This window comes from Parabacteroides sp. AM58-2XD (assembly GCF_003463685.1).
GTDB lineage: Bacteria > Bacteroidota > Bacteroidia > Bacteroidales > Tannerellaceae > Parabacteroides > Parabacteroides segnis.
In genome coordinates, this window is sequence record NZ_QSDP01000022.1 from 17973 (window position 1) to 33110 (window position 15138).

9 protein-coding genes are annotated in these 15138 nt (G+C 43.9%); all 9 read left to right on the forward strand.

Features of this window, described 5'->3' with window-relative positions:
• Positions 1-146 precede the first annotated feature (146 nt).
• Positions 147-3449 carry a TonB-dependent receptor gene (locus tag DXA15_RS07305; RefSeq protein ID WP_158579643.1) on the forward strand — a complete coding sequence of 1101 codons (3303 nt, stop codon included), beginning with the start codon at positions 147-149 and terminating at the stop codon, positions 3447-3449.
• Positions 3450-3660: 211 nt separating this feature from the next.
• Positions 3661-4635, forward strand: a complete 975-nt coding sequence (locus DXA15_RS07310; protein ID WP_128133607.1) for a RagB/SusD family nutrient uptake outer membrane protein — start codon at positions 3661-3663, stop codon at positions 4633-4635.
• A complete protein-coding gene (locus tag DXA15_RS07315; RefSeq protein WP_128133608.1) occupies positions 4593-5675 on the forward strand; it encodes a RagB/SusD family nutrient uptake outer membrane protein in 1083 nt (360 codons plus the stop codon). Before DXA15_RS07310 ends, DXA15_RS07315 begins: the two co-directional genes overlap by 43 nt.
• A gap of 267 nt (positions 5676-5942) precedes the next feature.
• Positions 5943-7997: a hypothetical protein gene (locus DXA15_RS07320; protein WP_128133609.1), complete on the forward strand. Its 2055-nt coding sequence runs from the start codon at positions 5943-5945 to the stop codon at positions 7995-7997.
• A 529-nt stretch (positions 7998-8526) separates the two neighbouring features.
• Entirely contained in the window at positions 8527-10809 is a 2283-nt protein-coding gene (locus DXA15_RS07325) for a hypothetical protein (protein WP_128133610.1), read from the forward strand.
• Between the two features lie 87 nt (positions 10810-10896).
• Positions 10897-12675, forward strand: coding sequence for a DUF4838 domain-containing protein (locus tag DXA15_RS07330; RefSeq protein ID WP_158579644.1), 1779 nt, complete (start codon positions 10897-10899; stop codon positions 12673-12675).
• Between the two features lie 8 nt (positions 12676-12683).
• Positions 12684-12923 carry a hypothetical protein gene (locus tag DXA15_RS26090; protein WP_233566956.1) on the forward strand — a complete coding sequence of 80 codons (240 nt, stop codon included), beginning with the start codon at positions 12684-12686 and terminating at the stop codon, positions 12921-12923.
• Positions 12920-14788: a hypothetical protein gene (locus tag DXA15_RS07335; protein WP_233566957.1), complete on the forward strand. Its 1869-nt coding sequence runs from the start codon at positions 12920-12922 to the stop codon at positions 14786-14788. The genes DXA15_RS26090 and DXA15_RS07335 overlap by 4 nt, the downstream gene beginning before the upstream one ends.
• Positions 14789-14823: 35 nt before the next feature.
• Positions 14824-15129, forward strand: coding sequence for a glycoside hydrolase family 97 N-terminal domain-containing protein (locus DXA15_RS27540; protein ID WP_128133612.1), 306 nt, complete (start codon positions 14824-14826; stop codon positions 15127-15129).
• Positions 15130-15138 lie beyond the last annotated feature (9 nt).

The following is a 15138-nucleotide window of genomic DNA, read 5'->3' on the forward strand; positions in this document are numbered from 1 at the left end:
AAGTGTCCCCACACTCACCGGCATCCAATTAACACAATTAAAAATAACTGTATTAATCAATTAGCAACAACAAAGATATGAATAAAAAATTCTTATCGTGGGTTTTCTATGACAAAACCCAACGGTGTAAACACTTTTTTAGAATCATGAAGCTAACCACAGTGTGTTCATTTGCATTGGCGTTCAGTCTGTATGCAGGAAATTCCAATTCCCAGAATATCAAGGTTACTGTAAAACAAAATAATGCAGAACTGCGGGATGTCTTGAATACCATCGAAAAACAGACTGATTATTTATTTGTATATGACAAATATGTAGATGTAAACCGTAAAGTATCGGTCAATTCCAAAAAACGTCCCTTGGAAGAGGTTTTAGGAGAGTTGTTTGGTGAAACTGGTATTAAGTATACGGTGGACGGGGCTTATATTGTTTTGTCATCAAAAGAGAAATTAGCCAACGTCATGAATCCGGTAATCCAGCAAGAAAAAAAGATCACAGGTGTTGTGAAGGACATCAATGGAGACCCGGTTATTGGGGCGAATGTTGTGGATAAAGGCAACAATACTAATGGGGTTATAACTGATATTGATGGACAATTTTCCATCAATGTTGCACCGGGTGCAACATTGATGATATCCTATATAGGATATGTTCCGGTAGAAGTATCGATAAAAAATAAAAACTCCGTAGAGGTTACATTGATGGAGAATAGTGAATTATTGAATGAGGTTGTGGTAGTCGGGTATGGTACACAAAAGAAGGTGAACCTGACTGCTGCGGTAGCTACGGTTGATACAAAGGCTTTGGAAAACCGTCCTTCAATTTCATTGAACAAGTCTCTTCAAGGGGTTGTTCCGGGTTTGAATATCACATCGGGCAATGGTAAGTTGAACTCCAATCCGTCTATGAACATTCGCGGCATGGGATCCATCAACTCGGGTGCCGAACCGCTTATTTTAGTGGATGGCGCTGCTATAGATGCTGCGGATTTGGCTAATATGAACCAGCAAGATGTAGAGTCTATCTCTGTATTGAAAGATGCTTCGGCTGCTTCCATTTATGGAGCCCGTGCAGCATTTGGTGTTGTTTTGATTACAACAAAAAGAGGTAAGGAAGGTGCATTAAACATTAATTATAATAACAATTTCGAGTTTGATATGCCTATCAGGTGGTATGATCAATTGAATAGTTATGATTTTGTGAATTACCGAAATGAAGTATCGCTGCGTAATGGTGGAAATATTGAGTATGGTGCGGAACAAGTAGAGCGTATTCGCCAATTTGTGAATGGTGAGTTACCTTTATCTCCGTCCGGTCATCCGGATACGACTGTACCGCAGGATCTGTTGATAAAATGGACGAACAATCCTTCCATAACATGGCAAAATGCTTACACAGCGGCAGGTGTTGGTAATACCAACTGGTATAGGGAGATTTATAAAAGCCATTCCTTCTCGCAAACGCATAACATCAGTGTCAGTGGCGGTTCTGATAAATTTAAGTTATATGCTTCCGGAGCGTACAAGAAAAATGATGGACTTATTGCATTTGGTGAAGATAAGATGAACAAATATAATACCAGTGTCCGTATGGATGCCCAGATTACCGATTGGATGTCTTTCTCATTCGGTACACGTTGGCAACGTCAGGATTATGACCGCCCGACAGAATTAGAGATAAATTCGGCTGGAGGTATTTTTGGTTCTATGGCTACTTATGAAGTTGCTCCCAATTTCCCGATTTATGACCGTAATGGTTATCTGATTGCATGGCCATCTTCTCCATTAGGATTGGCAGAAGGAGGAACAACCCGGTCGGTTGTCGATAACCTTTATCAACATGGGGAAATGATTATTACGCCATTGAAAGGTTGGAGGGTTGTCGGTAATTTTACGTATGCAACGGATATGTATAATAGTAATGAAGAAGGTAAGGTGGTTTATAACCATGATTTCGATGGAAAGCCGTGGGCTTATACACGTTACCGTTCGAATTCTTATATCCAAGAGGTTAATTCGAAGACTAACTTCATGACCACCAACTTGTATACGGACTATGAGAATACGATCCAAAAGCATCATTTTAAAATATTAGCCGGTGTACAGACTGAAAATAAAAGATTGAGAAGCTATAATGCCTATCGTAATGGCATTTTGGTTGATGGTTATAGGGTTTTGGACACAACGACTGGTGTAGGGTTGAATGGATCTGTTATTCCTCCATCTGTCAGTGGTAATCTGAATGCATGGTCTACTGCCGGTTTCTTTGGTCGTGTGAACTACGATTTTGATAGCCGTTATTTGTTTGAAGTGAGTATGCGTTATGATGGATCTTCCCGTTTCCGTAAAGGTAGCAGATGGTGTTTCTCTCCTTCATTTTCTGCCGGTTGGAATGTATCAAATGAAAAATTCTGGGAACCACTGGCTGATTATGTGAATACTTTCAAACTGAGGGCTTCTTATGGACAGTTGGGTAATCAGAATGTGACAGATGATAATGGAAATCCCATTTATTATCCTACTTATGTGAATTTACCGATAGGTATAAATAATGGTATGATTGTTAACGGATTGAGAGTAAATACGGTCGGAATGCCGGGACTAGTATCTTCCTCTTTGACATGGGAAACAGTTAAATCGGTAAATGGTGCGTTTGATTTTGGCATATTGGACAATCGTTTAACTGGTTCGTTTGATTATTTCGTTCGAAATACGGAAGATATGCGAGGACCGGCTCAAGAATTGCCTAATATATTAGGAACAGCAAATCCAAAAGAAAATAATACATCTTTGCGTACAAAAGGATTTGAATTGAGTATTAACTGGAGAGATCGTTTGGAATGCGGGCTTTCTTACGGCGTAGGTTTGGTTTTATCCAATTCGAAGACGAAGATAACAAGCTATCCTAACTTGACCGGAAGTTTAGGAACTTATATCACCGGTGAATACGTTGGGGATCTTTACGGTTATGAAACAAAAGGTATCGCCCAGTCAGACCAAGAGATGCAAGAGCATTTGTCGAAAGTGGACCAGTCACGTATCGGTAGCGGATGGCAGGCAGGAGATATTATGTATGCGGATTTGGATGGTGATGGCGTGATCACAACTGGTAAAAATACCTTGAAGGATCATGGAGACTTAAAGAAAATCGGTAATGATAGAGCCAAATTTCCGTTTGGTATCCGTTTGAATGCAGATTATAAAGGATTCGATCTGAGCTGTTTCTTCCAAGGTGTAATGCATCGTGATTTTTGGCCAGCAGATGCGCATACTTTCTTCGGTTACTGGTGGGGGGGGGTGCCGGTTGGCAAGGTTGTATGGATTATTGGCGTCCTGAAGGTAGCTTCTTCGGAGCCAATTCGGATGCCTATCTTCCTTATCCAACAGGTGACGGTCGAAACTATCAGAAGCAAACACGGTATTTACAGAATGCTGCCTATATCCGTTTGAAAAATCTTCAGGTGGGCTATACGTTACCGGTTAAGTTGACGAAGAAAATAGATATACAAAGGCTTCGTTTTTATTTGTCATGCGAGAATTTGTTTACAATAGATGGATTGAAAACAGATATGTTTGATCCGGAAACATTGAAAACAAGTGACTACCCGATTAATAAGGCGGTTTCATTCGGTTTAAGTGTAACACTTTAATTTATAAAACAATGAAAAAATCTATTATAGCAATTTTGATGGGAGGAGTTATCGGTTTTACATCCTGTGATTCTTTTTTGGATGAGGCTCCTCAGTCTTCAATCACCCCGGAAGGTTATTTTAACGATGCAGATCAGTTGGGGTATTATACGATGAATTATTATAATTTTGATGGCGTCAATTATTATGATAATGATGGGGGGACCGATAGTCAATACGGTAGTTATTCCAATAAATTTGCTAGTAACCAGGCACAGGTGTTCGTCGGCGTGGATCAGGGTGGCGAATGGGATTTTGGAACTATCCGAGCTTGTAACTATTTTTTTGAACAGGTTGATCTGCGTTTGGAGCAAAATGCAGTTACGGGTGAAAAGAGCATGATCAATCATTGTATCGGTGAGATGTATATGATACGTGCCAATGCTTATTTCGGTAAATTGCAGACATTTGGTGATTTCCCTATTGTGACAACAGTGCTTCCCAATGATTTGCAGATATTGACAGATTCATCTCGTCGTGCTCCGCGTAATGAAGTGGCTCGTTTCATTTTGAGTGATTTGCAGAAAGCAGCAGAATTGATGTTAGACAAATCGCCTGATGGAAATAATCTGAGATTATCTTCTTATTGTGCTAAACTTTTGGCTTCTCGGGTCGCTCTTTATGAGGCTACGTGGTTACAAAATTTTAAAGGAACACCATTTGTTCCTGGTGGTCAAGGTTGGCCGGGAGAGGTAATGTATAAAGGATATCAGTATCCGGCAGGAAGTTTGGAAAAAGAGGTAGAATATTTTTTGGATGTAGCCATGAAAAATGCCAAAGAGGTTGCTGACCATTTCCCGTTAACAACCAATAAGATGGCATCGATGATCGGTATGGATGCTGCTGCAGACGAGGAGGCTCATCAGCTTTTGCAAAAGCTTGTTACGAAAACGATTATGTCAATATGTATTCGGCAATTGATAAATCAGCGTATCCCGAAGTTTTGATGTGGAAGGTTTATTCCAGAGCTTTAGGAGTGACTAATGAGGCTTTTCGCAGAATAGAAGGATCGGCAAATGTATGTTATACTCGTAGTGGTGTGGATTGTTATTTAATGAAAAACGGTCTTCCTATTTATGCCTCTAACTCAGGGTATAAAGGTGATAAAACTCTTTCTGATACTCGTTTTGACCGAGATGGACGTATTTGGTTGTTCTTAAAAGAGGAAGGGCAACTTAATGATTTGGATCAAGCAACGACAGGTCCTTCGGGAGAGTATGCGATTATAGTTGAACCCAAACCGCAACTTTTTAATGCGAATAATAATTTACGTAATCCGACAGGTTATGCTTCGAGAAAAGGAGCTTCTTTTGATGCGGCAGAAAAATTAGAAAAAGGACAGGCGGCTAAGATTATGTTCCGTGCAACGGAAGCTTATTTGAACTATATCGAAGCTTGTTATTTGAGATCGGGAACTCTTGACGGAAGTGCAACAATGTATTGGAAATCTATTCGTGAAAGAGCTGGTGTGAATCCGGATTTGGATCTTACAGATCAAAATACAAATATTGCAAAAGAAGCGGAAACCGATTGGGCGGCATATACTGCAGGCGAATTATTATCTGATACTCGTTTGTTTAATATTCGCCGCGAAAGAAGATGCGAGTTTATGGGAGAAGGTTTCCGTTGGATGGATTTGAAGCGTTGGAGAGCGTTGGATCAACTGAAGAGTAAACCGTATTTTATGGAAGGTTTCAATTTCTGGGATTCCAATTATGCCATGTATGATCCTTCTGAAATTATTGCGGACAAAAGTGGTAGTGCTACTATGTCTCCTAAATCAGAAAGTAAATATTATCGATTTATGAATAGGACAGATGTAAGTAATATATTTAAAGATGGTATGCGTTGGATGATGGCTTATTATCTGGATCCTATTCCACAGAAAGTATTTACTGTTGCATCTTCCGATGGAGAAGGTACTGATTGCCCAATCTATCAGAATCCTTATTGGGAGAAGACGGGAAATACTCCTGCACAAAATTAGGAGATAACAACAATTTGTATTTACTTATGTAGAGGTTGTGTCAAAATCCTGTTTTGTCATGGTGGACTTGATCCGTCATCTTATTCTAAATGTTGATTATCAGTCTAGGATGCGATCCCAGATCAAGTCCGGGATGACAGAATAGTGTATTTTGACACAGCTCCTTTTTAATTTCTAAATAGGTTTGCACTATTAAGTTATGATAAAGGTGGAAAGTGGATAAGTGGACTAGTTTTATTGGATGAAACAAAGTAAAATAGTAATGAAATGAAGAAGTTGATATGTCTTTTGTTATGTTTATCCGGAGGAATAACAGCCCAAACCCTTCCTGGAGGATATAATAAGAAATTAAAAAGCGCATCTGTTGCAGTGACGGATGATACCTTGACTGTTTCGACCGGGAAGATCGAACGTAAATGGTGTTGGAATGAAACCGGATTGAAAACAATCTCTATCAAAGACCTGTTGTTGAACCGAGAATGGGAAAAGGAGAGACCTGAGATTACTTGCGACTGGAATCTGCCGGGAGCTATCAATCCCAATTCGCAGGCAACCTTTGTGTCTTTGGAAGCGCGTAAGAGTGATGATGAAGGTTTTATCAATCCCCATTTGGAATTGATTACCTACCTGCGTTATGATTCGGCACGATTGGAGGTACAGCATGTTGTATGGGTTTTCCCGGATGCGCCGGGGATTCGTACACAATTGCGTGTGAAGGCGATGGATGGTTTTAATCCGGAAGGTCTGCCGGAAAAGGAAACGACGCGGAATTATTACGGGCATACCCTGTCGGTTCCCAGCGGTCAGACGGAATATGTACCGTTGGATTTCTCGGTCAAGAACGAACGCCTCTATTGGGGCTATTACAATAACCCGGGGGCACGCCACGACCAAAGCCGGGATATGCTGAAAGAGGAACGGGTAGTGGGTTATCCGGTCTTTCAGGACGAAGATATAAATTGGGCGAGTGGTGTCGGTGTCGATTACGACGGGAACGGTGTTTGTGTAGTGAAAGAATCCCATAAATGTGTCAATCAGCAAGGACATAATACCGGAAGTTTCTATGCCGGTCCGAAAGGGCTTTCGGTAACGGGATGGGGCTTGCAGCCGAAAGAGATCGTGACGGATCGTTTCCGTGAGTGTTGGGCGACGTGGACGATTGTCTATGAAGGTGGAAACGATGGTATGCAGCTTGCCTTGAAACGTTTCGACCGTGCTCGTTATCCGGTCTTTCCGGAGCGTGACATCATGATCATCAATGATACTTGGGGACCGGCCGATCCGGGTGGCGCGCAGTTCGCGAAAGAGGATTATCTACTGAAAGAAATACCTCTCTTGGCAGATTTGGGCGTAGACGTGTTGCGCATCGACGATGGTTGGCAGATCAATCCGTGGGGCGGTGAAAAGGAGGTCTTTCTTCCCAGCTATCCGGATCAATGGAAAAACATCAAGGCGGCTTGTGAAAAGAATAAGGTGGATCTGGGATTGTGGATCGCCATCCGACGTGCGAAGCAAAAAGACCTGTTATGGAATCTGGAAGATGCGAATGTGGTGACTTGGAAAGTCGATTTCGACCATCTGAATAACCGGGAGGCCTTCGAGAACCGTTTTAAGAACATTCGTGAGATCATGAAGCGTCGTTGGATGAAAACACAGTTCTCTTTCTGTCCGGAATATGACGATCCCCGTTATGGCTGGTATTATGCGAAGGAATATGGCAGTATCTATTTCCAGAACATACAGGAGGCACTCCCCGAACATTTGATCATGGTGCCCTATCATGTGTTGCGTCAACATTGGCTGATGAGTAAATATTTTAACAGTAACAAGTTGCAGGTATTACTCCAAAATCCGAAGCGGGTCGATACACGGTATAGCGATGCCGACAAGCACGGGCATGGGTATTGTTTTGCCATGGGATTGCCGTTTATCCCGGTCTTTTTCCAGAGTGCACAATACTTGGACGAAGCTGGCCGTCAGGAGTTGAAGTCGCTGATAGCTCTTTATAAGGAACACCGCAAGGAGATGTTCGATTGTTATAGTTTCCCGATCGGGGAGACCCCGACGAATGAGGCTTGGGCCGGTTTCCAGTTCATCAATGACAAACAGGATGGTGGATACTTCCTGCTGTTCCGTGAGTTGCACAACCAGCAGCCAGCCCATGAAATCCGTTTGAAGTTTTTGGCAGGAAAGAAATTGGGCATAACAGATATTCGGACAGGAAAGACATTTACCAAACAGGTATCACCGGATGGCATGTTGGAGTTTGAAATCGGGAATCCGGCAGACTATTCATACTTGAAGTATAATGTATTAGAATAGAAGGGTGGGAAAAGTTTTTTTAATATCTACAATATCTACAACTATGCTTTTAGGGATATGAAAAACAATTCGGTTGTAGATGGTTGTAGATAGGAAAGTATCTACAATTATTTAGCTGTATCTACCACTATATGTGGATATTTTATTTTCCTATTTTACTTTTGGGTGCGTTCTTGAAAAGCTATGGATAAAGGAATAAGGTAGTGAAAATAGTTTTCTGCCTAGGAAACTAAAGTTTTGTCAGCAAGAAACTTTAGTTTTCCAAGCGCAAAACAAAAGTTTCCTTAGGGGAAAACTACTTGGGCGTATGGTAGTAGGAGGACGGACTTGGTAGATGGAAGATGATTTGTTTTACAAAAAATGGCTGAAAAGTGGCAAATAGTGGTAGATAAGGCGGAAATATGGTAGATGCTTTTTTATCTACAACTGTTTACAACTATATTATAAACTGTTTATTATGGTGATGATTGTAGATGTTGTAGATAAATGAATTAAATAATAGTTTGGATAAAATAGTAATGGAAGAGTTATGAGATCGTGTATTAATTTGATTTTGTTGGCAGGAATGAATGTCATGTTGGCCAACGCCCAATCTTTAAAACCGGTGTCCGGGGATATTATCCCGTTCATTAGTAGTTATGAGGGAACACAGGTGAAGAATAAAACCTCGTTATCTCTTCAAACGCAAGAGAATATACAGACAGGTAGCCATGCGGGTTGGAAAATGACTGTGCATAAGAAGTCTGTCCCCAACGAACCCGATGCAACCGACTATGAACTCACTTGGAAATTAGAAAAAGGCCATGCGGATGATATTGTCGTGGGGGTTGACTTTGCTTTCCAAGACTGGTCGGCCGATAATTATGTGTTTGTTCCCGCTATCGTCTATGATGGAAACCGTTTCGATGTCAAGAACATCGGCTATCCTCCTTACTGGTATGACAAGAGCGAGTGGCGGAAAGATATGCCGACAACGACCACGGTTCAGCCAACCTTGGGCAAGAAGGGAAGCGGTGCCGCCCAAATAGAGCTGACAACCGGGAATGCCTCCACCCCCTTGATGGCCTTTTATGCACCGGACAAGAAAAAGGCTTGGATGGTACAAACAACCCAAGGAAATAACAATGGCAACCACGGTTTGACGATTGCTGAAAACGACACGAAGACGGAAAGTGTCTTTACAATCACCTCGCCTGCTGTGCGTGAGAAACGGGCTGTTGGAGCCGGATTTGCTGCATCGGGGGATGAAGCGGCAGATTACAAGCAGGGGGATGCCGTCTCTATCCGTTTCCGGGTATATACCTTTCCGGCAAAGAGCTTGAACGACCTGTACCAGCGTTTCTTGAAAGAGCGCAAAGGGTATAATCCGGTAGACCGTCGGGAAGAGCTTCCGTTCAGTGAGGCTTGGAAGCTGGTGAATAACCTCTACCAAACGGAACGTTGGGATGAAGGGATCGACATGTATTGGTTGAGTAAAGTCGGTGCCAACACCAGTTGGAACTTCATCTGGCAATTGGGCTGGTGCGGCGGAGGCCAGAATACCTTACCGATCATGATGAAAGGCGGCGAACAGGGCAAAGAGCGTGCCAAGAAGAATATTGAGGTCATTGTTTCCAAAAGCCAGGCACGTTCGGGATTGTTTAATGCCTACGGGAATGGAAAAGAGTTTGTCAGCTTTGGGTTCGGTTCTCCTTTGAAAAATAACGAATCGTTGGTTCGTTCACAAGGCGACTGGTTGTATATGGCGCTTCGCCAGTTCGACTATTTGGAGTCGGAAGGGGAGGTTGTTCCGGCACACTGGAAGTCGGCTATGCAGAAACAGGCAGATGCGTTTACCCGGATGTGGGACCGTGAAGGGCAGTTCGGCCATTTTGTAGATGTAGAGACCGGAGATATCTGTATCGGTAATTCAACGGCAGGCGCGATTGTTTGTGGCGGCCTGGCTTTGGCGTCGCAGAGGTATTCGAATCCGAAATACTTGGAAGTTGCCAAACAGGCAGGACATAAATACTATACCGATTATGTCCGGAAAGGATATACCACCGGAGGACCGGGCGAGATATTGTCTACACCGGATAGCGAGTCCGCCTTCGGACTGTTTGAAGCCTATATGGCACTCTATGAAGTGACCGGCGACAAGGAATGGCTCATCTATTGTTCGGAGCTATTGCCTATTTGCGCCAGCTGGACGGTCTCTTATGATTTTGTATTTCCGGTTCAATCGCCAATGGGCAAGATCGATGCCCGTTCTTGCGGTGCTGTTTGGGCAAGTGTGGCGAACAAACACGGAGCTCCAGGAATTTGTACTTGGTCGGGTGATTGTTTGCTGAAATATTACCGGGCGACAGGTAATAGGTATGCATTGGAATTATTGACAGATATAGCCCATGGTGTTTCTCAGTATATCAGCCGTGAAGACCGGTCAATAGGCAATATGCCACTGGGAGGATCTTGTGAGCGTGTCAACTTGAGTGATTGGGAAGGTAAGGAGAATATCGGTGGCAATATTTTCGCCTCTTGCTCTTGGGTAGAAGCGGCGATAGCCTTGACAATGGCACAGTTACCCGGTATCTATGTGCAACCGGATAAAGATGTATTGGCGGTATTCGACAATATCCAGGCAGAAAGAGTTAAATCGGAAAAAGGACGCTATGTACTCAAACTGACGAACCCTACCCGTTTCCCGGCAGAAGTGACGATTTTCAGTGAAACGGGTAAGGAGGCAAAAAAGACGTTGTCAGGCTTTTTCGGAAAAGAAAAGCGAACAGTCTCTTTGTCTCCGGGGGAAGTGCAGGAGGTGGTGCTTTTGTAATAATAGTATACCGATTTAGCAATAATATGCTATTTTTTGATAAAGACAATGATGTTAATTTTGCATCAGACATTAATTGGGGATATCATGAAAAATTATTTAATAGTCGGAGGAGTGGCGGTAATGTCGCTACTCCTTTCGTGTCAAAAGGGGCCGCTGATATTGGCCGATCAGGGACAGAGTGAGTATGTGATTGTTGTTTCGCCAAAGGCAACCGAGAGTGAGCAACATGCCGCCCATGAGTTTAGCCGGCTGTTGGCATTGAGCAGCGGTGTTACCCTCCCGGTGGTTTTGGATACGGAAGCCGGAAGAAGACATGAAATCCTTATTGGTGCTTCGCAACGAACGGACATAGATACGGCTACGCTTGGAGAGGACGGTTTTACGATTCGGACGGAGGGATCGCGATTGGTGATTGTCGGTGGCAAGGACAAAGGTACACTTTATGGGGTTTATTCGTTTTTCGATCAATATCTCGGCTATCGTTGTCTGTCGTCGAAGGTGTTGGATTATCCGAAACTGAAAGAAGTGGAGGTCGGAAAAATAGATGATACGCAAGTGCCTGTTAATCAATTTCGGGATACGCATTACCGTGATGCGTTTGATCCATTCTATTCGGATTGGCATAAAATAGATCACTGTACGTTGGACGGGGTGACAGATGGCGAATGGGGATATATGGTCCATACGTTTGAACTGCTGGTGCCGCCTTCGCAGTATTTTAAAACTCATCCGGAATATTACGCATTGATTGACGGGAAACGGAATACTTCGCAGTTGTGTCTTTCCAATCCGGATGTGTTTGATGTCCTGGTAAGGAATCTGGAAGAAGCGATGGGCCGGTTCCCGAATGCCTCTTATTGGTCGGTCAGTCAAAATGACAATTACGGGTATTGCCAGTGTGAGAAGTGTGCGGCGATGGATGAACAGGAAGGGAGCCATAGCGGTTCGATCCTGGCTTTTGTCAATCGGGTAGCCGAACGTTTTCCTGACAAGATGATCTCGACATTGGCTTATCAGTATAGCCGCAAGCCGCCTCGCACGATTGTGCCGCGTGAAAATGTACAGATCATGCTTTGTGATATTGAGTCGGAACGCCAGAAGCCGATCGCAACGAATCCGGATGACAATTTCGGGGAAGACCTTCGTGCATGGGGCAAATTGACCCGGAATATCATGATTTGGGATTATGTGGTGCAATTCCGGAATCTGGTCAGCCCGTTTCCAAACTTACGCGTCTTGCAGCCCAATATCCAGTTTTTTGTAGAGAACGGTACCAATGCGCATTTCCAGCAGGGCAATCGTGAAATAGGTGGTGAGTTTTACGAATTGCGCCAGTATTTGATCTCCCGCTTGCTTTGGAATCCGGATTGTGACGTGGAGGCGGAGATGGATGATTTCCTGAAGCATTACTACCGGGAGGCAGCTCCTTATATACGCCAGTATATAGATATCATACATGATGAATCGGAGGCTTCCGGCGAAAAGCTGGGGATTTTTATGAACCCGGAAGATTATAGCGAGAAAGGTTTTCTGCGTGATGAGTTGATGGAGCGTTATGAAGCTCTTTTTCAACAGGCAATGGAGGCTGTTAGCGGACAACCCGACATCTTGTTGCGGGTGAAAGTTGCCCATATGCCATTGACTTATGCCTTGTTCAATATAGCCAAGAAGCGGGGAACGTCCGAAGGCCGTTGTTTTGAGCAGGTAAATGGCAAGTGGCAGGTGCGTCCGGAGATGATCACTCGCCTGGATGAGTTCGTAGAGCTTTGCCGGAAGACTGGCGTGACCCGCCTTTCCGAATGGCATACGACTCCGGATGAATATGATGTGCAGATGCATGAGTTTTTTCAGACCATTCATTAAAAACAGATATGAAAACAAATAGCAAAACGTTACAGGTATTATTATGGATTGTCTGTAGTCTTTTTATGACCGGCTGCAGGAATATGAAGGTAAAATATGAAGGTTTCTCATCCTCACCCTCTGCTTCTATGCGATTGGTAGAAAGTGATTTGAGAAAGTACATGGCAGAGGTTCCCGGTGCCGCGAATCGGGATTACCTGTTCTGTCTGGATCAGACCATCACGGATGGCTCCTTCGGTTTCAATTGAAAGACAATCAGGTCAGGATGTTCGGTGGTGACGAGATCGGTGTGACACATGCTTTTTATACCTTGCTGGAAGAGTTGGGCTATACGTTCGATGTGACAGGGGTATCTGTACCGGCTGTGAAGAAAGACCTATCGTTGTTGACTGATAAAAGCATTACTCCTAAAGTACGTTGGCGAGGTATCCGCCAGCATGTGAATTTCCCGATGGATATATCTTCTTACTCCATTGACGATGCGAAAGAATATATCAATTCCTTGTTGCGTATGCGTTTCAATAAAATCGCATTCCATAGCTATCCCGGACAATGGTATGAAACACAGGTGGGTGATAGTCTGGCATTAGCCGGAAACTTCTTTTATGGCGATACTCATTTTATGTATGACAGCGAATTTTTGAAGAAGCATATCTCCACGAACGACAGTGTCTTTTGTATTCCGGAAGCGGAGCCGATATTTACTGATCCCGGCAAGCGTAGCCGGTTTGCCGTTGCTTGGATGCAGGAATTGGTCAATTATGCGGCTGATCTGGGATTTTATGTTCAAATGTCTTTCGAACCACGTTTGGCAAGTGTAGAGCAGGCTGTGCAGACTGCCGAAGATATCCGGAAAACCTATCCCCGTATAAACGCACTTGAAATGATTACGGAAGAAACCGGTGGTTGGGGACCACGATGTACGGCAGAGGAGGTAAAGAACACCTTGAAAACTTATTTTCCCAATGAAATCGCGAATGACTCGATCGTTTGTGCCCCGATACAGCCCCAGCAAACCGACTTGAATGCGTTATACACACAGGTGGGCATTATTACCCAGGCAATTGGACAGTTGCAGGCGAAAGAGGCTTTCGGACCGGAATTGAAATTGGGTATTTATTCCACGATCACACGATACACAAACGGTGCTTACCGCCTGGCTCGTCTGACATTGCCGGAAACGCAAATCTGCCTGATGGCTTCGCACGGAAGTGGTGGTACGGCAACAGCAGTTGCCGACCTTATCCGGACAGCGGACGATATGCGTCACACCGAAATTTATTCGTGGATCGAGTTTGACGGACTCATGTATCTCTATCAGAACTCGATTGATGGGAATGCACGCCTGATGGAGCATATCGGGAAGCTGTTGCCTGAGGAACAACAAGGTTCTATCTTATACAATCATTGGCGGACAGCAGAAAACCGGACTTCAGCCCGTTATGCCATGACTTCTACTTTGGAAGGGGAAACGATTCCGGATGTCTTTTACGAACAGTATGCCGGAAGGTTGGCTATCAAGGATGTGGAGAAATATAAGAAGATACTGACATTACTCCAGCAAGCCAATGATCACTCCCGGACGTATCTGGGTAATATTGGCTTCTGTTGGATGGGAGCCTGGCGGTCGGGAGGTTCTTTCCCTTGGATGAATAAGGAGCATGTACAAACAGCCCGCACGTATTATTTTGAAGCGGGACAGTTATTGGCTGAACTGATCGCACAGGTAGATAAAACGAGCCCGGCTTATGATTACCTCGCTTTTATGGGGAACCGTGTTCTTTGTTCGGTGATTTATATGGATGCGTTCTTGGAGGCAGCCGAGATCCGGACCATTCGTAAAGAGGCTGATGGCAGTGTCTCTGAATCGGAGAAACTGCGTGCACAGGAGATATGCAACCGGGCTTTGTTGTTATTCGACCAATATATGGAAACACATGCACAGATGATGCCCGACCGGGGGTGCGAAGGGACTTTGGTCAGTATCTGGAATGCACCGATCCGTGGCTTAAAAGTGTATCGTTCTCAATTGGGAGGAGTGGCTCCGGAGGAACTGCCTCATAGCGATACGCCTGTCGATGCTCCGCCGTTGCCTATTTTTTATAATGACTGATTTATAGCATGTATCATGATTAAGTTTTGTACAAGATGAAACGCATTGTTAATAGTTTGATTTTTAGTTTACTGGCTTTATTATTAGTTGGTTGTACCGGAGAGAGTAAGTATGTGCTGCAATCTCCCGATGGCAGTCTGTCCGTAAAGGTCGGGCAGTCGGATAAAGGTGATCTTATCTACCGTTTTTACGCAGGGGATGTCATGGTGATCGATTCATCCCGTTTGGGGTACCGTCTGAAAGATGGGAATGAATTTCCGGCAAGCGGTTGGACTGTTACGAAAGAGGAAAAGACAAGTAGGATGGTGAATGGCATCCCGTTTGGGGAAAACGCTCTGTAGTTCCGGATA

Excerpts from the sequence above, each read along its gene's own strand:
- DXA15_RS07305 (WP_158579643.1), top strand. The coding sequence starts at position 147 with ATGAAGCTAACCACAGTGTGTTCATTTGCATTGGCGTTCAGTCTGTAT.
- DXA15_RS07310 (WP_128133607.1), top strand. The coding sequence starts at position 3,661 with ATGAAAAAATCTATTATAGCAATTTTGATGGGAGGAGTTATCGGTTTT.
- DXA15_RS07315 (WP_128133608.1), top strand. The coding sequence starts at position 4,593 with ATGTATTCGGCAATTGATAAATCAGCGTATCCCGAAGTTTTGATGTGG.
- DXA15_RS07320 (WP_128133609.1), top strand. The coding sequence starts at position 5,943 with ATGAAGAAGTTGATATGTCTTTTGTTATGTTTATCCGGAGGAATAACA.
- DXA15_RS07325 (WP_128133610.1), top strand. The coding sequence starts at position 8,527 with ATGAGATCGTGTATTAATTTGATTTTGTTGGCAGGAATGAATGTCATG.
- DXA15_RS07330 (WP_158579644.1), top strand. The coding sequence starts at position 10,897 with ATGAAAAATTATTTAATAGTCGGAGGAGTGGCGGTAATGTCGCTACTC.
- DXA15_RS26090 (WP_233566956.1), top strand. The coding sequence starts at position 12,684 with ATGAAAACAAATAGCAAAACGTTACAGGTATTATTATGGATTGTCTGT.
- DXA15_RS27540 (WP_128133612.1), top strand. The coding sequence starts at position 14,824 with ATGAAACGCATTGTTAATAGTTTGATTTTTAGTTTACTGGCTTTATTA.